Source organism: Paenibacillus sp. F411 (genome assembly GCF_017582705.1).
In the GTDB taxonomy this organism is placed as follows: Bacteria; Bacillota; Bacilli; order Paenibacillales; family Paenibacillaceae; genus Paenibacillus_AQ; species Paenibacillus_AQ algicola.
The window spans coordinates 116,674-140,181 of the sequence record NZ_JAGFIP010000015.1 but is presented as its reverse complement, the minus strand read 5'-3'; the positions used below and the strand labels follow the sequence as shown (position 1 = coordinate 140,181).

Here is a 23,508-nt window from a genome sequence, read left to right as displayed (position 1 = left end):
TGGTGGACCTGGATCTCAAGGAAAGCGTGCTGGGCGACCGTCTGCATGTGGGTGTGCTGGAGCATGAGCATGAGGTGAAGGGCAGTCACCGTGAAGGAGTTCAGGGCGACGATGCTGATCCCGAGGTGAGCGAAAGTCAGAAGCGGGAGAAGCGTGCCCTGGTGGACCTGGATCTCAAGGATAGCGTGCTAGGCGACCGTCTGCATGTGGGTGTGCTGGAGCATGAGCATGAGGTGAAGGGCAGCCAGAGTGAAGGAGTTCAGGGCGACGCAAAAACAAGTGAGCGAGCGCTGCTCGATCTTGATCTGCTTGATGGCATTATAGGTGACACAGAGCTGTCTGTTTTGGAAACAGTCGCAAGCCGTAACGATGACGGTACACGTTATACGGAACGCTCGGGAGTTAGAGTGAATCTGTCGCCAGTCTTCCTGCCCTTGGATTTGAACCTTGGCGTTCTTACAAGCTCCAGCCAGACCATCCCAGGACAAGATGACAACGCTGGCGGAGACAACACTGGTGGAGACAACGCCGGAGGAGACAACACCGGAGGAGACAACGCCGGAGGAGACAACACTGGCGGTGACAACACCGGAGGAGACAACGCTGGCGGAGACAACACCGGAGGAGACAACGCCGGAGGAGACAACAATGGCGGAGACAACGCTGGCGGAGACAACACCGGAGGAGACAACGCCGGAGGAGACAACGCTGGTGGAGACAACGCCGGAGGAGACAACACTGGCGGAGACAACACCGGAGGTGATAACGCTGGCGGAGACAACACTGGCGGAGACAACGCTGGAGGCGACAACACCGGAAGTGACAACACCGGAGGAGACAACACTGGCGGAGACAATACCGGAGGAGACAACGCTGGCGGAGAGGGCTCAGATGGCTTTGCGGCTGGTAATACAGACGCATCCGAAGATAGTTCCACAGGAGAAAGCGATAGCGGTAATGCCGATCCTGGCGCTGTTGAAGGCGGTAGTGGAGAGCAAGCCGGAGCGACAGACAGCTTAAACAGCTCCCGTCCGAGGACTGGTGAGGTGTCGCTTGCAGAAGGCAGCGGAAGCGCAGCTGGCAGCTTAGGATACAGCTATAGTGGTGAGCGGGCAGAGGCATCTCTGTCTGGTAACGCTGCATTCACACCATTGCTGGCAGGTACTAACGCTTCCATTCAAGAAGGGAGCTTCCCGAGAACAGGAGGACTTCTCGACAGCAGCTGGCTGGTAGTAGCAGCCTTGGCGCTGCTGCTCCTGGGAGCGGGCCTGATCGCATATCCGACCCTCCGGGGGAAGCTGTAATGCGCTCCCGGCGGCGATTTATAACAGCAGGTATTTTTACAATGCTCGCAGGCCTTGTCACCTTGGTGCAGGTGCTGCACACCACTTCGGAAACCGACCGGATTCAAAAGGATTTGAAGGCAGCGGTATACCATGAACAGGTGTATGAAAATCCGCAAGCCAGCCAGTCTCATCCACGTGCAGTATCGGAAAAACCCGGTATCGCACGCACACAGAGTGCATCGGTCGCAGCGCCGAAGGAGATCCAAGGTGTAGCAACAGCAGCGGAGGGTGTTTTGAAATATCCATCGATCGGGGTGGATGCTGCTGTGGTATCCGGCGTGTCGGAGGAGGAGCTGAATCATGCGCTTGGCATCATGGGAGAGGATGTGCCGGGGACAGATGGAAGTCATGCTGTAATTGCTGGACATCGTTCCGGTATTACGGGAAAGTTTTTCAACACACTCCATCAGGCCCGGGAAGGGGATGTATTCAGCTATCATACGAGCGAGGGGGTGCTGCGCTATAAAGTGGTAAGTCTTCAGGTGGTTACACCGGATAAAATCGATGCTGTGCGCCCGGTGCCTGGGGAGAGCCGGATGACGCTGGTCACCTGCTACCCCAATTATTCCAACGCCTACAGGCTGCTGGTGACAGGTATTCAAGTGGATTAAGCTCTTTTGGCAGTCGCCATCAGTGAATAGCGGTAATCCATGAAGCACCGATTCATCCTGACTTCAAGCGGGTAACGACACTTATAAGCAATCGTGATGACGGGACGGAACAAAACAAGTAGGACCAGTAAGGATACCGGGAGGCAGTGGCGACGACCGCAGAAACCGAGGCGGCACAAATCCAAGGCAGGGAGAGGCGATGATTATGTATAACAGCAAGGTAGTGACCGGCAGAATCATTGAAATCCGTGACGATCATGTGGTGACGCTTCAAGGGGATACGGTGAGTACGTATCATTTGAAGTATTACACGATGACGAACGAAGAGCTCCTCTCTTTGCCTGAAGCGGAAGCTGCGATGGTGCAGGCCGCCGCTGCACGCTCCGAGGAGGAAGAAGTGACCGGAGTGAGGGGCTGGCTTAGCCGGGAGCGGAACCCGCTGACCTCCTGGTTGACAATATGGAAAAAAAGCGCAAATCGAGCCTGACCGCCGCATTCGTCCTAAAAGGTGCTGCGTCAAGCTCGGAGGGGCTGTTCCTCAGTCATTGAAGATGATTGAGGAACTCCCCTTTTTTAGTTTGTCCAAGGTAAAATAGCGGTGCTTGAGCGTTGTTCTTGCACGGCTATTTTTTTGTTTATTGATAATCTTTCGATTAAGGTAGGCTGTCTTTTGGTTTCTGAGGTTACTTATGGGACATCCCCTTGCGACCGTTTCATGCGCGGACGATTGAGGCGTGCCCGAGGGCGGTAGACGCTAAATGAATTCGGAATTTCGCTTTCGTTTGCTATAGCTCTGCGCTGGCGGTGCAACGAGTTCGTTTTTTCGCGTTTGTTTACTCCAGATCCGTGCTAGCGGCGCAATGAGTTCGGTTTTTCGCGTTCGTTTGCTATAGCTCTGCGCTGGCGGCGCAACGAGCGCGGTTTTTCGTATTCGTTTGTTCCGTATCCGTGCTTGCGCTGCAACGAGTTCGTTTTTTCGCGTTTGTTTACTCCAGATCCGTGCTGGTGGCGCAACGAGCGCGGTTTTTCGCATTCGTTTGCTCTATATCCGTGCTGGCGGCGCAACGAGTTCGGTTATTCGCGTTCGTTTGCTCCGTATCCGTGCTAGCGGCGCAACGAGTTCGGTTTTTCGCATTCGTTTGCTCCGTATCCGTGCAGGCGGCGCAACGAGTTCAGTTTTTCGCATTCGTTTGCTCCGTATCCGTGCAGGCGGCGCAACGAGTTCGTTTTTTCGCGTTCGTTTGCTCCAGACCCGTGCTGGCGGCGCAACGAGTTCGTTTTTTCGCGTTTGTTTACTCCAGATCCGTGCTAGCGGCGCAACGAGCGCGGTTTTTCGCATTCGTTTGCTCCAGATCCGTGCTAGCGGCGCAACGAGTTCGGTTATTCGCATTCGTTTGCTCTATATCCGTGCTGGTGGCGCAACGAGCGCGGTTTTTCGCATTCGTTTGCTCCAGATCCGTGCTGGCGGTGCAACGAGTTCGTTTTTTCGCATTCGTTTGCTCCAGATCCGTGCTAGCGGCGCAACGAGTTCGTTTTTTCGCATTCGTTTGCTCTATATCCGTGCTGGCGGCGCAGCGAGTTCGGTTTTTCGCATTCGTTTGCTCTATATCCGTGCTGGTGGCGCAACGAGTTCGGTTTTTCGCATTCGTTTGCTCTATATCCGTGCTGGTGGCGCAACGAGCGCGGTTTTTCGTATTCGTTTGCTCCGTATCCGTGCAGGCGGCGCAACGAGCGCGGTTTTTCGCATTCGTTTGCTCCAGATCCGTGCTGGCGCTGCAACGAGTTCGTTTTTTCGCATTCGTTTGCTCCAGATCCGTGCTAGCGGTGCAACGAGTTCGGATTTTCGTATTCGTTTACTCCAGATCCGTGCTAGCGGCGCAACGAGTTCGTTTTTTCGCATTCGTTTGCTCTATATCCGTGCTGGCGGCGCAACGAGTTCGGTTATTCGCGTTCGTTTACTCCAGACCCGTGCTGGCGGCGCGACGAGCGCGTTTTTTTTGTATTCGTTTACTCCGTATCCGTGCTGGTGCTGTAACGAGTTCGGTTATTCGCGTTCGTTTGCTATAGCTCTGCGCTGGTGGCGCAACGAGTTCGGTTATTCGCGTTTGTTTACTCCAGATCCGTGCTAGCGGCGCAACGAGTTCGTTTTTTCGCGTTCGTTTACTCCAGATCCGTGCAGGCGGCGCAACGAGTTCGGTTTTTCGCATTCGTTTGCTCTATATCCGTGCGGGCGCTGCAACGAGCGTGGTTTTTCACGTTCATGGACCGCGATTGGGGCGCGCTTGGTGCGAAATCGTGCAACGAGGGATGAAGCATTTATGATACAATCTAACATGTTATTTAAGTATGATCTTACAGCGTAAAACGACAGATCACGCGCGGGAGGGTTCATGAACTCGTTTTTAACGACATTTCTGGTAAATACGGCGGTGCTGCTTACGGCAGCGTATCTGGCTAATCTGTTTTATAAGTATGTGCTCAGCCGTACCTCAACCTTTACGATGTATTTCGTTTCCATCCTGCTGCTTATTTTGGGAGGCTGGGCCTGCTCCTTTTTCGGGTATCGCGTCAGCGAGGACATCATCTTTGATCTGCGCTTTGTGCCTTTGATTATCGCGGTGTTCGGTTACCCCCGGGCTTTTCCGCTGGTCATCATTGGGACGGGGATCGGGCTGCTGCGGTTTACCTTTGGTGTGAATGAAGCCGCCGTGGCGGGTTTCGTTAATTTGACGCTGCTCGGTATATTAAGCGCTTGTCTGAATGTCTGGTTCCGGCGAAGCCACCGTTCGCTCTACGTGAAAGGCTTTATGGTGGTGGCTGCCGTCAATGTGATGAATACGATCAATATAGCCGTGATTGGCGTGCTTCCGGTAGAGGAATTTCTGCGCCTGGTCGCCGTCAGAACGTTCCCGCTGGGGCTGGTGCTGAGCGCGGGCTGTGCGCTGCTATTTCATGAGTTTTATCAGGAGCTGAGCCGAATGAGACAGCTCCGAATCGTCAATGCCGAGCTATCCCGTCAAAAAGACGCGCTGGAGCGCGCACAGCTTATCCTGGAGGAGCGCGCCAAGGAGCTGGCGCTGGCGTCCCAATACAAAAGCGAGTTTGTTGCGAATATGTCGCATGAGCTGCGTACTCCGCTGAACAGCATCATCAACCTGGCCCAGCTGATTCACGAAGGCGATGAAGGCAAGCTGCCGGAGGGAACGATGGAATATGCACGGCTGATTCACGTATCAGGCTACGATCTGTTAAATCTCGTGAACGACGTGCTGGATTTATCCAAAGTAGAGGCAGGACATCTGGATATTACGATGGAGGATATCAACATCCGGGAAATGATATACATGCTTCATATGTCCTTTGAGGTAACGGCTGCGAAGCAGGGCCTTGTCTTTGAGCTGGAGCTGGGGGAGGACGTTCCGGAACGCTTTATCTCTGATCCGCAGAGGGTGAATCAGATTGTACGCAACCTGCTCTCCAATGCTTTTAAATTTACGTCGGAGGGCAGTGTAAGGCTGACGGTGAGATCTGAACGAGATGGGGAGTCTGACATCGAGTGGCTGGTCGTTTCTGTTACGGATACCGGTATTGGAATTCCAAAAAATCAGCAGGCCTTGATCTTTGAAGCGTTTGAGCAGGGCGACACCTCCATTACGCGGAAATATGGGGGCACCGGGCTCGGGCTGTCGATCAGCCGGGATCTGGCACGTCTGCTGAACGGCTTTATTGAGGTAGTCAGCAGCCCGGCAGAGGGGAGTACCTTTTCGCTGTATCTGCCGCTTCGCAATCCTGAAAAAACACTTTGAAAATTTTTCATTCCTTCTTATTGACAGCGGCGGATCCGGGTGTAGAATGGGGTCAAAGAGAATTGGGTCAGCCATTTGAAGACATCGAAGGAGTGTATCCCCATCAAGGCCGTAAGAGTTGCATACAGACCTCAGCGTCTTACCTCGCGTCACCGCAAGCACCTGCTCATTGCCAACTGGGAGGGTGTGCCTGCCGTAACGTACCAGACGCTGCTGGGAGGTCCGTTCCTGACGGGCTATCTGCTTTACCTGGGAGCGGAGTCTGGCATGATCGGCTTCGTCCTCGCCGTGACGACTTTTTTCAACATTATTCAGATTCTGACGGCTTATCTCGTTCAGCGCCTGCAGTACCGCAAGAAGGCGATGATCATCTCGACGGCTCTGAACCGTATTTTGTGGGGAACGACGGGACTAATCCCGTTTGTGTTTGACCGAGAGTGGTGGATCCCGGTGTTTCTCGTGCTCTATTCTGCTGCGTTTATCGCCGGGACGGTCTCGGGCATGCTATGGACCTCGGTGATCAGTGACATGGTGCCTGCCAAGGTTCGAGGCCGGTATTTCGGCATTCGCAACACGATGCTGAACGCCCTGGGTGCAGTGGTGCTGTTCGCAGGCGGCCTGATTCTGGACTGGTATCCGGGCGGCAAGGGCTTTCTGATTCTATTCGCGATTGCCTGGGTGGCAATGGCGGCGAATCTTCCGCTGTTCTTTCTGTATCCGGATCCGCCGTTTGAGCGCTCGAAGGAAACCCGGTTCTGGCCGATGGTGCGCAAGCCGCTGTCAGATCAGCCCTTTATAAAATCAACACTGTTTCTCGGCGGTTGGCTGTTTCTGCAGACGCTGGTGGTGCCGCTGTATTCCTATGCCATGCTGGATGTGCTGGAGATCAGCTACTCCGTCGTGTCCATGATGACGGTATCCCAGACCGCGGTGATGATGATTGGCTTCTACGTTTGGGGCAATTTGAATGCTCGATTCTCCAACCGAACGCTGCTCTTCTGGACGCTGCCGCTGATCGCGGCCTCCTCAATGGCATGGGGTCTGCTCTCCGTGCTGCCGGTCATTCCGGTGCTGCTGGTGTCGCATATGCTGCTGGGCGCAGGCGTCGGCGGCTTCAACCAGCTGGCCTTTAATTTTATGATTGGGGATACGCCAAAAGGGGATCGCCCCATGTTCATTGCCATGTATTCCGCCATTACCGGCGTGGCTGCATTTCTGGGGCCGCTGATTGGCGGCCAGGTGTTCAAGCTGCTGCTGGATGCGCCTGAATGGATGCAGCATTACGGATTTCAGCTGCTGGTTGGGGTGCTCATGCTGCTGACGGCATGGCTGCTGGGACGAAGAGTGCTGCTCGGCGGAAAGCAGGCGGCCTTATAAAGAAAGCGACAGGAGGAGTTACGGATGGGAATAACGTCTCTCGTAATGGGAGCGACAGGCCTTGTAGGACAAGAGGTCACGCGGCAGCTCTTAGCAAGTGACACCGTCGAAGAGGTTCGTATTCTGGTCCGCCGCGAGCCGGATTACAAGCATCCCAAGCTGAACGTGATCCTTGTAGACTGGGATGAGCTTCCAAGGTACAAGAAGGCTTTTGAAGGCGTGGATCAGGTATTCAGCTGTCTTGGAACCACGATCAAGAAAGCGGGCTCTCAAGAGGCATTCCGTAAGGTCGACGAGGAGTATGTCCTCTCTGGCGCCGCTTTGGCGCTGGAGAGTGGAGTGCCGCAATTTCTGGCCGTAAGCAGTATGGGGGCAAGCCGCTCCTCCAAAGCGTTCTATAGCCGGGTCAAGGGTGAAGTCGAGGAGGCGTTGTCACACCTCCCATTTCAAGGCGTACATCTGTTTCGTCCCTCGCTGCTGCTAGGGGATCGGAGTGAGCGCCGTTTGGGTGAGGATGTGGCTTCTGTACTCATGCGCCGTCTGGATTTCCTGTTTCGCGGGAAGCTGGCCCCGTACCGGGCCGTTCCTGCTTCGAAGGTCGCCCGGGCCATGGTGAACATTTCCTTCAGTCAGACGCGCGGGACCCATGTGTATCCGAATGATGTGATTCATGTCCTCGGGGATGATACAATACAAGAGCAGTAAGGCAAGTCTAAACGAAAATATCGTGCAAGCATGCAGGGAGACTTAGCGAAAGCCATTCAAGAGAGGGGAATATCCAATGGGCAAAAACATAATCAGCACGAGCAAAGCGCCAGGGGCCATCGGTCCATACAGCCAGGCCGTAGAGGTCGGAGGCGTAATCTACACTTCAGGTCAGCTGGGCCTCGATCCTAGTAGCGGCCAGTTTGCTGAAGGCATCACCGAACAGACCAGAACGGCGCTTCAGAATGTAAGAGCGATTCTGGAGGAAGCCGGAGCCGGCCTGGAGCACGTGTTCAAAACGACGGTGTTTCTGAAGGATATGAACGACTTCGCGGCGATGAATGAAGTGTACGGCAGCTTCTTTCAAGAGCCGTATCCGGCGCGCAGCGCCGTGGAGGTGGCTCGTCTGCCGAAGGATGGCTTGGTCGAGATCGAGGTTATTGCGAAGGTGAAGGAATAAACAGCAGCCGGCATATGCACATAAAAGCTGCCTGTCACGCTCCGGATGGAGGTGACAGGCAGCTTTTTGCATGCATGACCGGATTTATGAAGAACGATGTCTTCTGAATATAAACAGGTACACAGCGTACAAGAAAATGGCAGCTGCCAGCCCAAAAGCCGTGACCATGAGAACATCTTCCTCGCGATGCTCTACTGCAATAGCAATCAAGGCCCAGACGAATACAAGCGGCAGCACCCAGTCCCTCGTAGGGAAACTGATTGCAATGACGAGAAGCGCGCCAATGCAGAGCAGGGCAATGCTCCAGCCAAGCTGGGACAAGCCGAATGGAGACCATTCGTTCTTGTAAATCAGAGTACCGATATTAACGAGAGAAGCGGCACAGATCCAGCCCAGGTAAAGGCTGAACGGCAGCTTGATCAGCAGGGCTTCCCCGATGGTGGGCCGCAGAATACGGGTTTTGCGGTGAATGATAAAGAGGGATGCCAGCAGCAGCAGCATGACCAGTACCGACCACTCGATATACAAATGGTGCCACAAAAACAACCAGGCAATATTCAAAGCACTGCTTATTATAAACCAGGGGCCAATATCAAGCACCGAGTCCCTGGAGCCCGTGCTGCTGCGCAGCTGATAGATGATAAACCCCGCCAGCAGCACATAAATGACCGACCAGATCGTAAACGCGTAGCTTGCCGGGGTCATGTAAATGTAGAATTGATCGGAAATTTCCCGGGTGTTGCGTCCGCCCAGCGGCAGAGCGTTGGCCAGATAGTTGACCGCGATCGTGGCGATAAAGGCAATCAGGTTCCACCAGCGGTAAGGATTTTTTGTTTGCATTCGGTCTCCTCCTTTTACCCAAAGCATGAAATGCATCTTGCGGAGCTGGATCTCTAAACAAGCATATGCACGTTATATTGAACTTACCCATTTCTAATTAAATTAACCTTGAGGTTAATAAATACCGAAGTTTATAACTTGTTTTGAAATTGACGGGTAATCGTATAGAATAGGAATAATATCTGTTAAGCAGGAAAAAGACAGGAGACAACGATGAATCAACCGCTGTATGGCGTATGGCTTGGAGATGTGTTTTTTTGTTTCTCCGGCGAAATGTCGGAGCCTAAGGTGGATGCCTGGAGAAGAACCGTGAAAAAAATACAGCTGCCTGACGGCAGCCGCCCTTTTGCTGCGGCTGTGCTCAGGCTGGCGGAAATGCGCTTTCCTTCCGTTCTGGCGGAGAATGGACGGCGGAGCGATCGGAAAAGCCTGGGTGGAAGAACGCTGGAGGGCTTGGCGCTGCAGCCGCTGGATGCGCTGCAGTTTCTGCTGACCCTGGATGCTGATATATATAAACAGCAAGGCCTGGATTTGGGTGAAGAAATGACGTACTGGGCAGTCGCTGCGGCGTTTGCACAGGAGCTGCTGCAGCAAGGGCAGATTGCGCCGGGAACGGCGGAGCTTCCGCTGAGCGGCAGACGCCGGAGTGTAACGACGCGGATGCTAAAAGCGGTTTGGAAGCCTCAGCTGACGGGGAAAGCGGCAGATGTGTTTCTGAAGCTGGCCGCCAGTATGCCGCCGATCGGCTACGGTGCTCCGGCGGCGCTGGCCGGCAGTGAGCCTGCCAGCCGGGAAGAGGCGGGAGCGACCGTGCTCTATTCTTTCTTGTCCGCGTTATTGGATGCTGAAGGCCGAGAAGCTGTTCGGACAGCCGGCAGCCGACTGTCCCGATATTTGAGGGATTACCGGCGCGGGCGTTCGCCGCTCAGTGAGCTGTGGTGGAATAGCCTGCTGACGATCCACCGGGACATTCCGCTTCAGGGCGCTGTAGAAGAAATGGAAGAGCTGGCTCGCGAAGTCGAGGAAACGGGACAGACTGCGATGCCGCAGATCCAGGGAGAAGAGCTGCCGCCGGAGCAGGGGACGCTTGCACTTCAGCTTCGCCTGGAGCCTCCGCTTCAGGAAGGAGAAGAGCAGTGGCGAATTTCGTTCTGGGCCGGCAGCCGGCAGGATGAAGGCCTGCTGCTGCCCGCCAGAGCGATCTGGCAGGGGGAGGAGCAGGATCGTTTACTGCGCGGCTTGGTCTATCCCGGCATTCGGGAGCAGCTGCTGCTGGAGCTGGGGCGGGCGGCAGAGCTGTCTCCGGAATGCCGTGAAGGGTTGAAAGGCCCGGCTCCAGAAGGCTGTTCTCTGCCTCTTGACGGGCTGCGATTGTTTCTGAAGCAGTCGGTACCGAAGCTGAACAAAGGAGGCATCAAGGTTCAGATGCCTTCACGCTGGAGCCGGGAAGGCAAGAAACGGGCCGGACTCTCTCTCAAAATGAATCTGGACAGCTCTATGGGAGGCGATAAGCCGGCACCGGTGCTGGGCATGCATCAGCTCGTGTCCTTTGAAGTGTCAGCGGCTGTAGGCGGGCTGCGCCTCTCCCGTCACGAGCTTGCGGCGCTTGCCGAAGCTAACATGCCCTATGTACAATTCCGGGGCGAGTGGATTGAGGTAGACCTGAAGGAGATCAATCAGGTGCTGCGCTTTATGAAGCGTCATGAACAGGGCGAAATGGAGCTGTCGGAATGGATTCACCTTACCGCAGAGCTGGACGAAGACCGGCTGTGGAAGGGACTGTTTATCGAAGAGGTCGAGAGCGCAGGCCTGCTGTCTTCGCTGTTGTCCGGTGACGGGGTCAAAAAGGTGCCGCTGCGCCCTGTACCGGGAGAGCTTCAGGGACAGCTGCGGCCGTATCAGGTGAAGGGCTATCAATGGCTCAGCCTGATGCGGGAGCTGGGCTTCGGCGTCTGCCTTGCGGATGATATGGGGCTCGGTAAGACCGTTCAGGTGATTACCTGCCTGCTGGACCGGCCGCAAGGGCTCGGCGGAGCTGCGGGCTGGCAGCAGCTGCAGGAGGATGGCGGGACTTCCGCTCAGACCGATGCGGCGGCAGACCGGAGCCCCGTGCTCATCGTCTGCCCGACCTCTCTCCTTGGCAACTGGCATCGGGAGCTGCAGCGCTTTGCCCCGAGGCTGAGTATTTATACGCATCACGGCACCCGAAGGCTGCGCGGTGCAGCATTTGAGCAGGAGGCCATGAGCTGCGATATCGTGCTGACGACGTATCATCTGGCAGGGCGGGACGGTCCGGAGCTATCGGCCATTTCGTGGTCAAGTGTGATTTTGGATGAGGCGCAGTACATTAAGAATTACCGCACGAAGCAGGCCCAGAGCGTGATGAAGCTCTCCGCCCCCCACCGGGTGGCAATGACCGGAACGCCGGTTGAGAATCGGCTGGCAGAGCTATGGTCGATTTTTCAATTTCTGAATCCCGGTTATCTGGGTACCTTTCATGCGTTCCGTCAGCGGTATGTGCTGGGCGAAGGACAGCAGGAGCGGCTGCGTGAGCTGCACCGCCTGGTCTCTCCGTTCATGCTGCGGCGCCTGAAGAGTGATCCTGATATCCAGAAGGATCTTCCGGAGAAGCTGGAGCTGAAGTCGTATTGCCGGCTGACCGAGGTGCAAGGAGCGCTGTATCAGGCTGTCGTGGACGAAATGGTTGGCCAGCTCGGTGCAAGCACGGGTATTGCCCGCAAGGGACTGGTGCTGTCCTCGCTCACCAAGCTGAAGCAGATTTGTGATCATCCCGTGCTGTTTCAGGGAGAAGAGGGCAGGCCGCTGCGCAGTGAGCAGTCGGGGAAGATGGAGCGGCTGCTGGAAATTCTGGACAGCATTGCGGATGTGGGGGAATCGGCGCTTATTTTTACCCAGTATGTCGGGATGGGGTCGCTGCTCGTGAAGCTGCTGGGGAAGCGCTATGGTGAGGCTCCGTCCTTCCTCCACGGCGGCGTTCCCAAAAAGGACCGGGATGAGATGATACGCAGCTTTCAGGAAGGGGAGGGCTCGCGCGTATTCGTACTCTCCTTGAAGGCAGGCGGAGTCGGTTTGAATCTGACCCGTGCGAACCATGTCATTCACTACGACCGCTGGTGGAATCCGGCGGTGGAGAATCAGGCGACAGACCGTGCATTCCGGATTGGACAGTACAAGAATGTCCAGGTGCACAAGCTGATCTGCCAAGGCACACTGGAGGAGCGGATTGATGAGCTCATTGAGCAGAAGAAATCTCTCTCGGAGCAGGTTGTGGGCTCAGGTGAAACGTGGCTGACCGAAATGTCGGATAAGGAGCTTCAGCAATTAATCGAGCTGCAAAGCCAGGACTGGATGTAAATGGGGCGCCGTTGGAGGCTTATTGGAAGGCGGAGGGGCTGGTAAAGGAGGATGCATGTGATGGAGCAGCGACAGGCTGGCGAAATAGCTCTTTGCTTCTCAGAGGGCGAGATTAAGGGAAGTGTGCCGGGGGAGCCGCCGCTGGAGGCGGCCATTCCGTTGCGTCATGATGCGGGGGCCAAAGAGGAGGTGCTGGCGCGTTTTGCAGCCGATCCGCAGGCGCTGTACGGCTTGCTGCAGGGCAAGCTGCCAGAGTGGCTGGCGCCTTTGTCTTCATCTGTGATGGATGAAGGAGCAGTTGTGGGCTGCTCCTGCGGGGGCACTGCCTGCAGCCATGCTGCTGCGGTGCTGGCCGCTGCACGGGAGCAGCTGGCGGCAGAGCCGCTTCTGCGCCTGGTGCTGCTCGGCTTGCCGCGCGAGGCGCTGCTGGCGGGCGTCTTCGCCGCATGGGCGCAGGCGTCAGCGCCGGCAGCCGGCAGCGAGGCCGCCGGGTCGGCCGCCGCGCCGAAGGAGAAGGCCCCTGCCGGGCCTTCTCCGGGCGAGTGGCTGGCCGAGGCCGCAGGCGAGGGGCGGCTGCACCGCCCCGGGCAGCTGCTGGCGGAGGTGGAGGTGGGCGTAAAGCCCCCGCCTCCACCGGAAGCGCTGCGGCCGGCCGGAGACTGGGCCGGCCTGCTGCCCGGCGCCCGCGCCGAGGAGGCGCTCGCGCTGGTGCTGCGCCACGCGGCGGAGCGCCGCCGCCCGGGCGCGCGCTAGGCGCCATGCGCCATGCGCCCCGCGCCCGCGCCCCGCGCCATGCACCCGCGCCCCGCGCCGTGCGCCACGCGCACTAGCACAGGCTGTCCCTTCAACCCCGCGCCACAGCTGGCGCAGGGCTGAAGGGAACGCCTGTGCTTTTTTTCACACGGCGGAAAAGGGTTTGTCCACGGCTTCGGTAGTGGAGTACAATGGGGGTACGATGATTGGCATAAGGAGAGAATTAGAAATGAATATACAAGCAGGAGCCCGCAGGGCAAGTCTTTTGCTGGGCTGCATGATACTCACCGGAGCCCTGTTATCCGGCTGCAAGTCAGAAGGATCAGGCGGCGCCGAAGGGTCGAGCCTGCAGACTCAGTATAATCAACAGCCACCAGCAGAGATAAAGGACGCCGCTCCGCAAGAAGAAGGAGCGCCAGAAGATCTCCAAGCAGCATCTCCGGAGGAGACACCATCCAGCTCTGCAGAGAATCGGCAGCAGGAGGAGACAGAGAGTCCGGGTACGTCAGCAGCTCCGGACCCGCAGACAGATCCGCAAGCAGATCGACAGCCCGGCGAGGAGACAGATCATGTGACGGCCATGCGTATGGAGCAAGCGCTGCAGGCGACGGTGCGTGAGCAGAGTGGGCAGTGGATCGTCACCAATGAGAGCTCCCCCGCTGTAGTGGTGAACAAGCAGCGCAGCCTGCCGGAAGGCTACGAGCCTGCGGATTTGAGGGAGCCGAAGGTGCCGTTTTCTTTCAGTGAGCCCCATGAGAAGCGTCTGATGCGCACCGAGGCGGCTGCGGCACTGGAGGAGCTGTTTGCCGCTGCAGAGAAGGACGGCATGGAGCTCCGTGCCATTTCCGGCTACCGCTCCTACGAGCGTCAGCAATCCGTGTATCAGAACCATGTCCGCACCAAGGGCGAAGCTGAAGCCGCCAGAATCAGTGCGCTCCCCGGAACGAGCGAGCACCAGACGGGGCTTGCGATGGATGTTTCTTCTCCGAGTGCCGGCAATGAGCTCAGCGCTGCCTTTGGCGAGACCGCCGAAGGGAAGTGGCTGGCACAGCATGCGCCGGAGTATGGCTTTATCATCCGCTATCCTCAGGGCGAAGAGGATGTAACCGGCTATGTATACGAGCCCTGGCACCTTCGCTATGTAGGCAAAGACCTTGCTCTGGACATAGCCGAGAGCGGATTGACGCTGGAGGAGTATCTTGACGCGGATTTCATCAAGCTGTAAACGCCAAGCGAAGGAAGAGGCAGCTGCTCTCCTTACAGACGACAAGGAACCAGCTTCGGAAGGAAGCTGGCCCTTTGTCATGCCCAAAAAGCAGGCATCCTGTCACCGGATCCCTGCTTCCTGCACGGCATTTATTTTATTTGTTGAGCGGAGATCCTTCATAGCCGGGATCGTCATACCCCGTGTCCTCCACCAGCTTCGGAATAATGTTCATGTCCTTGATCGTCTTCCTTGCGGTTTCGTCTCCGAACCGATAGATGTAGCTGTACAAGGCAATTACAGTGTCATCATGCTCCTCCACCGCCTCGTCGTGATCCGCTGATTTGTACGGAATAAAGGTGCGGAGAAACGCATGCTTGTCGCTGCCCGAGGCATCCTTCATCAAATCTCTTAATTTCACGAGCTGATCGTCATCGACATATACAACAAATTCATTCGAATCGTAAGGCTCTTCCTGGATCAGGTTGTGCGCAATCGATATATAGTACTTTTTGTTCTCGCTCATAAAAAATCCCTCCGTGATCTCGTTTGCCCGGGGGCTCCCGGAGTGTAATGAAAGTATATCCATTGTTTACACTGCCCGCAGCCGGGTGAATCATAGCAGGAAGCTGAGCTTTGTGACTTGCTTCTTTTTTTTCAAAGGCTTGCAAATTTGGTATGATAGAGTCAGCTCTTGTCGTTTGCAACTTACAGCATACATATTATGAAAAGGCGCACGCGCCATACCAAAGAGCCTGAGAGTGAGCATATACTTGCAAGGATTGAAAACAATAGGATGATTACCCGCGGGAAATGAAGGAGGAGAAGCGATATGAATATTTTGCAGAGGCTGAAGGACGGTGCGAACAAAGCGACCGAAAAAGCTCAGCATGTCGTCGAGATCAATAAGCTGAACAGCCGGATTTCGGAGATTGAACAGCAGAAGAACAGCTATTATACCGAGATGGGGAAGGTTTTTTATGAAGGCTACCGTTCCCAGGATATGAGTCTTGCGGAGAAGGAAATGGTCAGCCTGGCCAAAGCGTGCGATGAGCTGGAGGAGCAGATTTACAGCTTGCGCGGACGAATCGCCGTTATGAAAAATGAGCGCCTCTGTCAGTGCGGCCGTACCGTACCGCTGGACGTTAACTTCTGTCCATATTGCGGCAGCAAGCAGGAAGGCCGCAAGCCGTCCTATGAGGTGCGGCGTACAGAACGGACTCAGGACAGCGTGTATGAGGACGCTGCAGAAGAGTCACTGTACCGGGAAGAAACGGCAGCGGCGGAGCGCGATCCGGACGAAGGCTATAACTATCGTGCTGGCAAGGATGAGAAGGAGCAGGCCCAGGACCAAAGCCTTGAAGAGGACGATGAGTACTCTTTTGGAACGGAATACGAGTATTACGGCCCCGACGAGGATTCCTACGAACCGGAGGAAGAGAATGTGCGCCGGCAGCAGGAGGAGAAGGGACGGGAACGCCGTCATCTGGAGGAGCTGGAGCGGGAGAGAGAGCGTCAGCTGGAGCTGGATCGCAGAATCCGCTTCTGGCAGGAGAACAATCAGAGCCGGGATGCGGCTGCGGCAGAGGGCTTGGACAGAGATACGGTGAAATGCCAGATCTGCAGCGGCGATCTCACAAAAGGCTCGAAGTGGTGTCCGCGGTGCGGCGCCGAGCAAATTTGATTCATTAGGTCTGAGCACCGCACGCCAACCAGCGCGGGATCTGGCCCGGATTCATGAATGGTGACGATCCGCAAGATGCGTCAGGAGATCAGAAGCCGTAAACAGCACGGGGAGGACATAAGTATGGAACAGTTACTGCATCATCTGCGCAGCCTCGGTTTTACCGAGATTGAATCCAAAATCATCGTGGAGCTGGCTCGCCACGGCCCGGCGGGGGGGTACGAGATTGCGAAGCGGCTGGGCGCATCCCGCTCGAATGTGTATGCGGCCATGCAGCGCCTGGAGCGTCAGGGCGCGCTGCTGAAGGAGCCGGGAGAGCCGGCCCGTTACAAAGCGCTGCGTCCGGAGGAGCTGACCCGGCTCATTTCCGAGCGGGTGGAGTCGTCGCTTGCTTTTGTAGAGAAGATTTTGCCCCGTCCGGACGGTGTCCAGGACTCTTTTACCCAAAGCGACGGCGACAAGGCGGTACTGGAGCAGGCCGCCCGGCAGCTGGCAGGGGCTAGACAGGAGATCGTGGTGGATTTGTGGCGTGAGGAAGCAGCGCTGCTGCAGAAGGAGCTTGCTGCTGCGGAATCCCGCGGTGTCCGCGTGCTGTGGGCATGCGAGAGCAGCGAGCAGGGGATCTCACGCACCCTGGCCTGGCCGGGCTGGAAGGGGACCCAGGAGCGCAAAAGAGGCGGCCGGAAGTTCTCGCTGGTTGTGGACCGCGCCTGGTGCATGATTGGCATGAGAGGGGGCGAGCTGGACACCAGCGCGCTCGTCACTACGCATCCCGTTATGGTGGAGCTGCTCTTGAGCCAGTTCTCGCAGGAGCTGGTGCTGTTCGAGCTGGAGCAGGATATGGGCAAGGAGCTTGAGGAGCGCTATGGTGCTCATTTTGATGTCATTCAGAAGGAGTATCTGAGCCCGGAGTCCGAGGATGAGTTGGGCATTGAAGCCATGAAAGGAAATGACCGGCCTGCCAGTCAAAAAGAGACCGGATAAGCGCACCCTAGCGGTGCGTTTATTTTTTTAGAGCGTGGGTACATTGGGTAACATAGAAGTCACCCTGGTTATGGTTCTACATTTGGTTCTAAACCATGAAGGAGATGAGAGTATGGAATGTATCGTTCATTTTACTGTCGTTCAGAAAGAGGGGCCCAAGAAGCTGCGGGGCTTGATTTTTGTGGAGGCGGGGGAGCGGCCGGCGGGGGAGGATCTGATTGGCATGTTTGCGGATATGGACCTTCACGTAGTGCCGGATCCGGATGACAGCCAGCGGTTTTTGCCGGCCGGCCTGGACCCGGCTTTTCGCTACATTCGCGTGAATGAGCTCGATCTTGGTGAGGAGAAGCATCAGGAGGACCACAATTTGAAGTCGATATTAAATGAGCTGCTCTCCCCGAAGCGAGCTGGCTTCTAGGCGTGATCGGGGGCTCGTACCCCGCCGCTGGGATATCCCGTGCCTGCTTGCTATAATAGAGTTCATACCGTATATATCAAAAAAGGGGACTGAACATGTTTATAGCTGCTGGGATTGCCATACTGCTTGTTTATGCACTGCTGGTCTACTACATTGGCCGTAGCCTTTGGAAGTGGATGAGTCCGAAGCCGGCCCGCTGGCTGAAGGCCGCATATATTATCATACTGACCGTTGTTTCGACCTCGTTTATTCTGGGGCGGTTTTTTGGCGGCGTCACAATTCTGAGTATGATCGGATCATACTGGATGGCGCTCTTTTATGTTCTCATTCTGCTGCTGCCGCTGACGCATTTGCTGCTGTGGGTGATGAAGCTGGCTTCTTTGCACTCCCATCGGACGGAGAAAAGAGCCGGAATCACGGTACTGATGCTGTCGGCCGCTATTATTGGCTTCGGAATTTACAACGCTTATAGTCCGGTAGTCCGCTCTTATGAGGTTACTATTCCCAAAGCCGCAGACGTGGAGTCTCTGAACATCGTGATGGCGGCAGATATGCACTTTGGACTGTTATCCGGCGCCGGGCATGCCGAAAGAATGGTAGAGGAGATGAACCGGCTGCAGCCGGATCTCGTGCTGATTCCGGGGGATGTCATTGACGATGATCTGGAGGCTTACCTGGACCTCGGTATGGTGGAGCTGCTGAAGGGAATTCAGAGTAAATACGGGGTGTACACCTCGCTTGGAAACCACGACCGCTTTGATGGAGAGATCACCGAGCTGATCGCAGCTTTGGAGCAAAGCGGAATGCAGGTGCTCTATGATGAAACGGCCGAGGTGCAGGGCATAACGATTGCGGGACGGCGGGACAAGCAGGATGCAGGTCGGGCGGAGCTGTCGCAAATCCTGAGTGGACGCGATTTGACCGCGCCCGTGCTGCTGCTGGATCACCAGCCGAACGCTTTGGACGAAGCGCAGGAGGCAGGGACGGACCTGGTCGTGTCGGGGCATACCCACAACGGTCAGGTGTTCCCTGGCAATCTCATTACCGGCGCGCTGTTTGAGAATGATTGGGGCTATTTGCAAAAAGGCAGCATGCACTCCATCGTAACCTCCGGCTACGGCTTCTGGGGACCGCCCATCCGCCTCGGCTCGCGCTCGGAGATCGTGCAGATCGAGGTCACCTTTCAGCCGTAGGTGAGCGGCGTGTGGGCGTGGGGCGTCTGTGTGGTGCTGGGGGCGCGTGGAGCGGTGCGGGCGCCGTGAGGCGCGAAACGAGTTCGGTTTTTCGCGCTCGTTGAGCCGCCAGGCGGGGTAGTCGCGCAACGAGTTCAGTATTTCGCGTTCGATGAGCCGTAAGGCGCGGTAGTCGCGAAACGAGTTCGGTATTTCGCGTTCGATGAGCCGCCAGGCGCCGTGACCGCGCAACGAGTTCGGTATTTCGCGTTCGATGAGCCGTAAGGCGCCGTGACCGCGCAACGAGTTCGGTATTTCGCGTTCGTTGAGCCGTAAGGCGTCGTGACCGCGCAACGAGTTCGGTATTTCGCGTTCAATGAGCCGTAAGGCGTCGTGACCGCGGAACGAGTTCGGTATTTCGCGTTCGATGAGCCGTAAGGCGCCGTGACCGCGCAACGAGTTCGGTATTTCGCGTTCGTTGAGCTGCCAGGCGTGGCAGTCGCGCAACGAGTTCGGTATTTCGCGTTCAATGGGCCGTAAGGCGTCGTGGTCGCGGAACGAGTTCGGTTTTTCGCGTTCGATGAGGCGCGGTAGGGCGTCGTGACCGCGGAACGAGTTCGGTATTTCGCGTTCGATGAGCCGCCAGGCGTCGTGACCGCGCAACGAGTTCGGTATTTCGCGTTCGATGGGCCGTAAGGCGTGGTAGTCGCGAAACGAGTTCGGTATTTCGCGTTCGATGAGCCGTAAGGCGTGGTAGTCGCGGAACGAGTTCGGTTTTTCGCGTTCGATGAGACGTAAGGCGTGGTAGCCGCGGAACGAGTTCGGTATTTCGCGTTCGATGAGCCGTAAGGCGCCGTGACCGCGCAACGAGTTCGGTATTTCGCGTTCGATGAGCCGTAAGGCGTGGTAGTCGCGAAACGAGTTCGGTATTTCGCGTTCGATGAGCCGCCAGGCGTCGTGACCGCGCAACGAGTTCGGTATTTCGCGTTCGATGAGCCGCCAGGCGTGGTAGTCGCGCAACGAGTTCGGTATTTCGCGTTCGATGGGCCGTAAGGCGCCGTGACCGCGCAACGAGTTCGGTATTTCGCGTTCGTTGAGCCGTAAGGCGTGGTAGTCGCGCAACGAGTTCGGTATTTCGCGTTCGATGAGCCGTAAGGCGCGGCAGTCGCGAAACGAGTTCGGTATTTCGCGTTCAATGAGCCGCCAGGCGTGGTGACCGCGAAACGAGTTCGGTATTTCGCGTTCGTTGAGCCGCCAGGCGTGACCGCCGCGCCAAGATAAAACAAGAGGGTGTCCCGAATTTACTTCGGGACACCCTCTTCAAGTTTTCTCGAGGCCCAGCATCAGGCTTACTTACATTCGCGTGATCTGTTTTTCCGCAAAATACCCGATCCAGGGCAGCTTATACCAGCGCCCTTGTGCGGCGTGGATCATCATCATGAGCCACAGCAGCACGCTGACGAGACCCAGCAGAGCAGTCGCCAGCAGCCCGATCAGGGGCACGGCCCCGGAGAGCAGATGGGCTAGGGCAAGGATGCCGAAGGCCAGCAGAGACTGCAGAGCGTGGAACAAGACGTAGCGGCTTCTTTTTTCCAATGCGAGGAAGAGGATGCCGCCCACCATCGGAAAAAGATAGCAGAGCGTACCAGCCAGGTTCTCCGGAATTCCGGTAGACGATTTAAAGGGAGACATTGCACCAACTCCTTGTCTTAAGGCAAGCTACTCTACCTTATGAACGGAGCGGACAAAGTATGCCGTCAAGCCTCGCCTCGGTCCTCATGGGAGGAGTCTAGCCTTGACCGTCTGCGTTGCTGTATCGCGGATCCAGCTTGTCCTGCTTGCCGTGCCTTTTAGCTTTCACGACCATGCGCTCATCCGTGCGGCCCTCGTGATGGTTCTCAAAATCGTATTCTCTCAGGCGCCACTCCGTCGTTCCCAGCACAGGGTCGGCAGGAAACGTTTCGCCGCGCATCAGATGCTCCTCATGCCCAGCCTCATCAGTATACACACCGTCAACCTCCACCTCTTCTCTGGAAATAGGAGGCATTTCTTTATCTTTTCCGGCCATTTCGGTCTCGCTCCTTTCGAAAAAAGAAAATAGTGCCATGCCGCCGCGCAGTCCTTCATAAACAGCAGCGGCGGATATACACATAACCTCTCCAGTTCCGCGCCCAATTATCCACGGAGGTGGCGCGCCCGGCTCCGCAGCCACGCCGCGCTAGCCGGCCCCCATAGATTGGAGCACATATTGCTCCAAGAGCCGGCGGGGGTTTTTCCAGCGGCTTACGTGGCTGTCCTGGGTGAATACGACCACCGCATCCAGGCCCGGGAACAGGTAAATTTGCTGACCTCCGTGTCCGTGGGCAAGGGAGTAGGGCTGTCCGTTGATTTTGCCCGACCACCACTGGTAACCATAATCGCCAAAGGCAGGATAGCCTTCGGTTTGGGTGTTAAGCGCAAGTGTAAGCCAGGATGCCGGGATCAGCTGCGTTCCTTCCCACTCTCCATGCTGGAGGCAGCACTGTCCGAATTTAGCCATGTCCCGAGAGGTCAGATAGAGGCCGACGTGACCCATGCTATGCCCTTCCGGGCTGGGCGCCCAGGCGGAGTGGTGAATATCCAGCGGACCGAACAGCCTGTCGGCGGCAAAAGCGTAGGCATCCTGTCCGGACCCCTCGCTGATCGCAACCGAGAGCAGATGGGAGTCCGTGCTCCGGTATTGGAAGCTGCCTATGCGCTCTTCATCTATAGGCAGCGAAAGTGCAAAGGAGGCCCAGCGCCGGTTACGGTGAAATTGGTGAATGAGCGGCTCACCCAGCTTGTTGCCGGTTTTCCACCGAAAGCCTGCAGTCATGCTCAGCAGATGATGAAAGCTCACGCTGGACAGGAGGCGGTGACCGGGCCTGTTCATATACTTGCCCAGTACGGAGAGCACCGGCGTATCCAGAGGCGGGAGAAGTTTCTCTTCAAGTGCGATGCCGAACAGGATGGAAGTGAAGCTCTTGGTAGCAGACCTGAGATCGTTCAGTGCTCCGGCATGATGTCCGTTATAGTACTGCTCATAGACCAGCTTTCCGTGACGGAGCACGAGAAAGCTTTTCATTTTGGGATAGCGCCTGTCGATCTGCAGATGTGCCTGTTCCAGCAAAGACGGCTCGCACCCTTGGTCCTCTGGAGCAGCAGTGGGCAGGCTGGAATAGCTTTGTACAGGTGCAGACAAAATAGATACAGCGGGTGTCTTTGGCATGTCGAACGCCTCCTCTTAAGCCCTGCCAGCAGATTGCAATCCAGGCAGCATCAGCTTTGATATAGAATGCATAAGCGATCTGCTGATATTTTAACCAAAACGACGCCTCAGCTTATGAGCATATCCGCAAAACGGAAAACATTTTTTGGGAAAGATGAAACAAACAGTGGAATATGATACAATACATAAATGATTCAGTTAGCTGCTTTTGTGGTATGTAGTGTCAGATGCACGGTAAGTTGCTGAGGTTCAACCTATCACCGTGGGAAGCATGGCAGAAATTTAATTTAACGGGTAGATCTTTTCGGCATTCTCTTAACGAATTGTTATTCCAAACGTTTTGGGAGGGATCGTCATGGCAACGAAAGGTCACAATGAGGTTAAAGAAAGTCTGCGGGAAATGACACGAATTTTCCGGCCAAAGGATCCAAAGAAATTTGTAAAGGAGTATGTCCGGAAATACCATATCATGGGGGGGTATGAGGAAGAACTGACCCTGGTTGTGGAGCACGAGCTCGGCCGTCTGAATTCTTCCGTATCTTAAAGAAAAGCTTTTTTTCAGAGAGTGGTTGATACTGCTTTGTGATGATAAATGGTTAAACCGTTTCTGGAAATTACCCGGGAACGGTTTTTTTGCGTGCTTTGCCGTCATATAGTGAGAAGGAAGGACATCGCGCGGGCGAGCATGATGGCAGAGGAGTGAAGCGGTATGAGAATCAACCTGAAAAGCAAAGAGGAAATGGCCTACATACGTGAAGCAGGAGCCATCGCGGCTGCCTGTCACCGCCAGATTGAGCAATGGGTAAGGCCCGGTGCCACGACACTGGAAATCGACGAAAGAGTGGAGGAATTTCTGCGGCAGGCCGGAGCCTATCCCGAGCAAAAAGGACATAAGGGATTTCCGTTCGCGACCTGTGCCTCGGTCAATCACCAGATTTGCCACGGATTTCCGAAGCCGGAGCCTCTAAAGGCCGGTGACATTGTAAAAATCGATCTGGTCGTCAACAAGAATGGGTGGCTGGCAGACCGCGGCTGGACCTATGCGGCCGGGACGCCCTGCAAGGAAGCGGCGAGGCTGATGGAGCACACACAGGCTGCTTTATTTGCCGGGATCCAGCAGGCCCGGGTCGGTCAGACTATCGGAGATATCGGCTACATACTGGAGAGTGCTGCGCAAAAAGGCGGCTACGGTGTAGTCAAGATGCTGGTGGGCCATGGCATAGGTCAGCAGCTGCACGAGCCGCCGGATATTCCTAGCTTCGGCACCCCCGGCAAAGGCCGGCGCCTGAAAGAGGGCATGGTCATCACCATTGAGCCGGTATTTACGCTGGGTCCTACAGGAGCCGTGCTGTGGGAGGAGGACGGGTGGACGATCTCTGCGGCAGATGGAACGCTCGGAGTCCAGTATGAGCATACCATCGGGATCACGAAGGGCGGGCCGCTCATTTTGACGGAGTAAGGATTGAGAGATTTGAAGGCGGCTGAGCCCAAGAGGCGAAGGCTTTAGGGAATATTCTAGCGGCTGC

Annotated in this window: 21 protein-coding genes and 1 pseudogene; 17 read left to right on the top strand and 5 right to left on the bottom strand. The window is 56.2% G+C overall.

Features of this window, described 5'->3' with window-relative positions:
- From JJQ72_RS15625 to JJQ72_RS15590, 8 genes and pseudogenes are all read left to right on the top strand, one after another.
- Positions 1–1,304 (top strand): annotated as a pseudogene (locus JJQ72_RS15625) (hypothetical protein); the annotation flags it as partial.
- Positions 1,305–1,345: 41 nt separating this feature from the next.
- Complete coding sequence (locus JJQ72_RS15620; RefSeq protein ID WP_208204247.1) at positions 1,346–1,957, top strand: class D sortase; 612 nt, start codon at positions 1,346–1,348, stop codon at positions 1,955–1,957.
- 205 nt (positions 1,958–2,162) lie between these two features.
- Positions 2,163–2,444, top strand: a complete 282-nt coding sequence (locus JJQ72_RS15615; RefSeq protein ID WP_138227593.1) for a hypothetical protein — start codon at positions 2,163–2,165, stop codon at positions 2,442–2,444.
- Between the two features lie 448 nt (positions 2,445–2,892).
- Positions 2,893–4,086 (top strand): hypothetical protein, encoded by a 1,194-nt coding sequence (locus tag JJQ72_RS15610; protein WP_208204246.1) that lies wholly within the window; start codon positions 2,893–2,895, stop codon positions 4,084–4,086.
- A 261-nt stretch (positions 4,087–4,347) separates the two neighbouring features.
- Positions 4,348–5,763, top strand: coding sequence for an ATP-binding protein (locus tag JJQ72_RS15605; RefSeq protein ID WP_208204245.1), 1,416 nt, complete (start codon positions 4,348–4,350; stop codon positions 5,761–5,763).
- A 75-nt stretch (positions 5,764–5,838) separates the two neighbouring features.
- The gene (locus JJQ72_RS15600; protein WP_138224325.1) at positions 5,839–7,140 is read left to right on the top strand and encodes an MFS transporter; all 1,302 of its coding nucleotides are present in this window, start codon (positions 5,839–5,841) and stop codon (positions 7,138–7,140) included.
- Between the two features lie 24 nt (positions 7,141–7,164).
- Positions 7,165–7,845, top strand: coding sequence for an oxidoreductase (locus tag JJQ72_RS15595; RefSeq protein ID WP_138224326.1), 681 nt, complete (start codon positions 7,165–7,167; stop codon positions 7,843–7,845).
- A 76-nt stretch (positions 7,846–7,921) separates the two neighbouring features.
- Positions 7,922–8,305, top strand: a complete 384-nt coding sequence (locus tag JJQ72_RS15590) for a RidA family protein (RefSeq protein ID WP_208204244.1) — start codon at positions 7,922–7,924, stop codon at positions 8,303–8,305.
- Between the two features lie 84 nt (positions 8,306–8,389).
- Here JJQ72_RS15590 and JJQ72_RS15585 read toward each other — a convergent pair whose 3' ends face one another.
- Positions 8,390–9,145: a tryptophan-rich sensory protein gene (locus JJQ72_RS15585; RefSeq protein WP_138224328.1), complete on the bottom strand. Its 756-nt coding sequence runs from the start codon at positions 9,143–9,145 to the stop codon at positions 8,390–8,392.
- A 213-nt stretch (positions 9,146–9,358) separates the two neighbouring features.
- On the opposite strand from JJQ72_RS15585, the gene JJQ72_RS15580 reads away from it, so the two are divergent.
- From JJQ72_RS15580 to JJQ72_RS15570, 3 genes are all read left to right on the top strand, one after another.
- Positions 9,359–12,520: a DEAD/DEAH box helicase gene (locus JJQ72_RS15580; RefSeq protein ID WP_208204243.1), complete on the top strand. Its 3,162-nt coding sequence runs from the start codon at positions 9,359–9,361 to the stop codon at positions 12,518–12,520.
- Positions 12,521–12,580: 60 nt separating this feature from the next.
- On the top strand, positions 12,581–13,273 hold the full coding sequence (locus JJQ72_RS15575) for a hypothetical protein (protein ID WP_208204242.1): 693 nt from the start codon (positions 12,581–12,583) through the stop codon (positions 13,271–13,273).
- Positions 13,274–13,502: 229 nt separating this feature from the next.
- Entirely contained in the window at positions 13,503–14,498 is a 996-nt protein-coding gene (locus JJQ72_RS15570) for a M15 family metallopeptidase (RefSeq protein WP_208204241.1), read from the top strand.
- A 136-nt stretch (positions 14,499–14,634) separates the two neighbouring features.
- Here the strand turns inward: JJQ72_RS15570 and JJQ72_RS15565 are convergent, their stop codons facing one another.
- A complete protein-coding gene (locus JJQ72_RS15565) occupies positions 14,635–15,003 on the bottom strand; it encodes a hypothetical protein (RefSeq protein WP_138224331.1) in 369 nt (122 codons plus the stop codon).
- Between the two features lie 306 nt (positions 15,004–15,309).
- Between JJQ72_RS15565 and JJQ72_RS15560 the strand changes: the two genes are divergently transcribed.
- The 4 genes from JJQ72_RS15560 to JJQ72_RS15545 all read left to right on the top strand — a co-directional run bounded on the left by JJQ72_RS15560 (position 15,310) and on the right by JJQ72_RS15545 (position 18,756).
- Positions 15,310–16,161 carry a zinc ribbon domain-containing protein gene (locus tag JJQ72_RS15560; RefSeq protein WP_208204240.1) on the top strand — a complete coding sequence of 284 codons (852 nt, stop codon included), beginning with the start codon at positions 15,310–15,312 and terminating at the stop codon, positions 16,159–16,161.
- A gap of 123 nt (positions 16,162–16,284) precedes the next feature.
- Positions 16,285–17,145 (top strand): TrmB family transcriptional regulator, encoded by an 861-nt coding sequence (locus JJQ72_RS15555; protein ID WP_138224333.1) that lies wholly within the window; start codon positions 16,285–16,287, stop codon positions 17,143–17,145.
- A 112-nt stretch (positions 17,146–17,257) separates the two neighbouring features.
- Positions 17,258–17,563: a hypothetical protein gene (locus JJQ72_RS15550; RefSeq protein WP_208204239.1), complete on the top strand. Its 306-nt coding sequence runs from the start codon at positions 17,258–17,260 to the stop codon at positions 17,561–17,563.
- A gap of 95 nt (positions 17,564–17,658) precedes the next feature.
- Positions 17,659–18,756 (top strand): metallophosphoesterase, encoded by a 1,098-nt coding sequence (locus JJQ72_RS15545; RefSeq protein ID WP_208204238.1) that lies wholly within the window; start codon positions 17,659–17,661, stop codon positions 18,754–18,756.
- A 1,332-nt stretch (positions 18,757–20,088) separates the two neighbouring features.
- On the opposite strand, the gene JJQ72_RS15540 is transcribed toward JJQ72_RS15545, so the two are convergent.
- The 3 genes from JJQ72_RS15540 to JJQ72_RS15530 all read right to left on the bottom strand — a co-directional run bounded on the left by JJQ72_RS15540 (position 20,089) and on the right by JJQ72_RS15530 (position 21,982).
- The gene (locus JJQ72_RS15540) at positions 20,089–20,427 is read right to left on the bottom strand and encodes a DUF4870 domain-containing protein (protein ID WP_208204237.1); all 339 of its coding nucleotides are present in this window, start codon (positions 20,425–20,427) and stop codon (positions 20,089–20,091) included.
- Between the two features lie 97 nt (positions 20,428–20,524).
- Complete coding sequence (locus JJQ72_RS15535; RefSeq protein ID WP_138224338.1) at positions 20,525–20,803, bottom strand: transposase; 279 nt, start codon at positions 20,801–20,803, stop codon at positions 20,525–20,527.
- Between the two features lie 150 nt (positions 20,804–20,953).
- A complete protein-coding gene (locus JJQ72_RS15530) occupies positions 20,954–21,982 on the bottom strand; it encodes a serine hydrolase domain-containing protein (protein WP_208204236.1) in 1,029 nt (342 codons plus the stop codon).
- 355 nt (positions 21,983–22,337) lie between these two features.
- On the opposite strand from JJQ72_RS15530, the gene JJQ72_RS15525 reads away from it, so the two are divergent.
- Complete coding sequence (locus tag JJQ72_RS15525; protein WP_138224340.1) at positions 22,338–22,526, top strand: hypothetical protein; 189 nt, start codon at positions 22,338–22,340, stop codon at positions 22,524–22,526.
- Positions 22,527–22,691: 165 nt separating this feature from the next.
- Positions 22,692–23,441: a type I methionyl aminopeptidase gene (gene map, locus JJQ72_RS15520; protein WP_208204235.1), complete on the top strand. Its 750-nt coding sequence runs from the start codon at positions 22,692–22,694 to the stop codon at positions 23,439–23,441.
- Positions 23,442–23,508: the final 67 nt, after the last annotated feature.

Coding starts and splice junctions, on each gene's coding strand:
- JJQ72_RS15580 (WP_208204243.1), top strand. CDS start 9,359: ATGAATCAACCGCTGTATGGCGTATGGCTTGGAGATGTGTTTTTTTGT.
- JJQ72_RS15590 (WP_208204244.1), top strand. CDS start 7,922: ATGGGCAAAAACATAATCAGCACGAGCAAAGCGCCAGGGGCCATCGGT.
- JJQ72_RS15560 (WP_208204240.1), top strand. CDS start 15,310: ATGAATATTTTGCAGAGGCTGAAGGACGGTGCGAACAAAGCGACCGAA.
- JJQ72_RS15525 (WP_138224340.1), top strand. CDS start 22,338: ATGGCAACGAAAGGTCACAATGAGGTTAAAGAAAGTCTGCGGGAAATG.
- JJQ72_RS15535 (WP_138224338.1), bottom strand. CDS start 20,803: ATGGCCGGAAAAGATAAAGAAATGCCTCCTATTTCCAGAGAAGAGGTG.
- JJQ72_RS15545 (WP_208204238.1), top strand. CDS start 17,659: ATGTTTATAGCTGCTGGGATTGCCATACTGCTTGTTTATGCACTGCTG.
- JJQ72_RS15555 (WP_138224333.1), top strand. CDS start 16,285: ATGGAACAGTTACTGCATCATCTGCGCAGCCTCGGTTTTACCGAGATT.
- JJQ72_RS15595 (WP_138224326.1), top strand. CDS start 7,165: ATGGGAATAACGTCTCTCGTAATGGGAGCGACAGGCCTTGTAGGACAA.
- JJQ72_RS15530 (WP_208204236.1), bottom strand. CDS start 21,982: ATGCCAAAGACACCCGCTGTATCTATTTTGTCTGCACCTGTACAAAGC.
- JJQ72_RS15615 (WP_138227593.1), top strand. CDS start 2,163: ATGTATAACAGCAAGGTAGTGACCGGCAGAATCATTGAAATCCGTGAC.
- JJQ72_RS15585 (WP_138224328.1), bottom strand. CDS start 9,145: ATGCAAACAAAAAATCCTTACCGCTGGTGGAACCTGATTGCCTTTATC.
- JJQ72_RS15605 (WP_208204245.1), top strand. CDS start 4,348: ATGAACTCGTTTTTAACGACATTTCTGGTAAATACGGCGGTGCTGCTT.
- JJQ72_RS15550 (WP_208204239.1), top strand. CDS start 17,258: ATGGAATGTATCGTTCATTTTACTGTCGTTCAGAAAGAGGGGCCCAAG.
- JJQ72_RS15620 (WP_208204247.1), top strand. CDS start 1,346: ATGCTCGCAGGCCTTGTCACCTTGGTGCAGGTGCTGCACACCACTTCG.
- JJQ72_RS15540 (WP_208204237.1), bottom strand. CDS start 20,427: ATGTCTCCCTTTAAATCGTCTACCGGAATTCCGGAGAACCTGGCTGGT.
- map (WP_208204235.1), top strand. CDS start 22,692: ATGAGAATCAACCTGAAAAGCAAAGAGGAAATGGCCTACATACGTGAA.
- JJQ72_RS15565 (WP_138224331.1), bottom strand. CDS start 15,003: ATGAGCGAGAACAAAAAGTACTATATATCGATTGCGCACAACCTGATC.
- JJQ72_RS15570 (WP_208204241.1), top strand. CDS start 13,503: ATGAATATACAAGCAGGAGCCCGCAGGGCAAGTCTTTTGCTGGGCTGC.
- JJQ72_RS15575 (WP_208204242.1), top strand. CDS start 12,581: ATGGAGCAGCGACAGGCTGGCGAAATAGCTCTTTGCTTCTCAGAGGGC.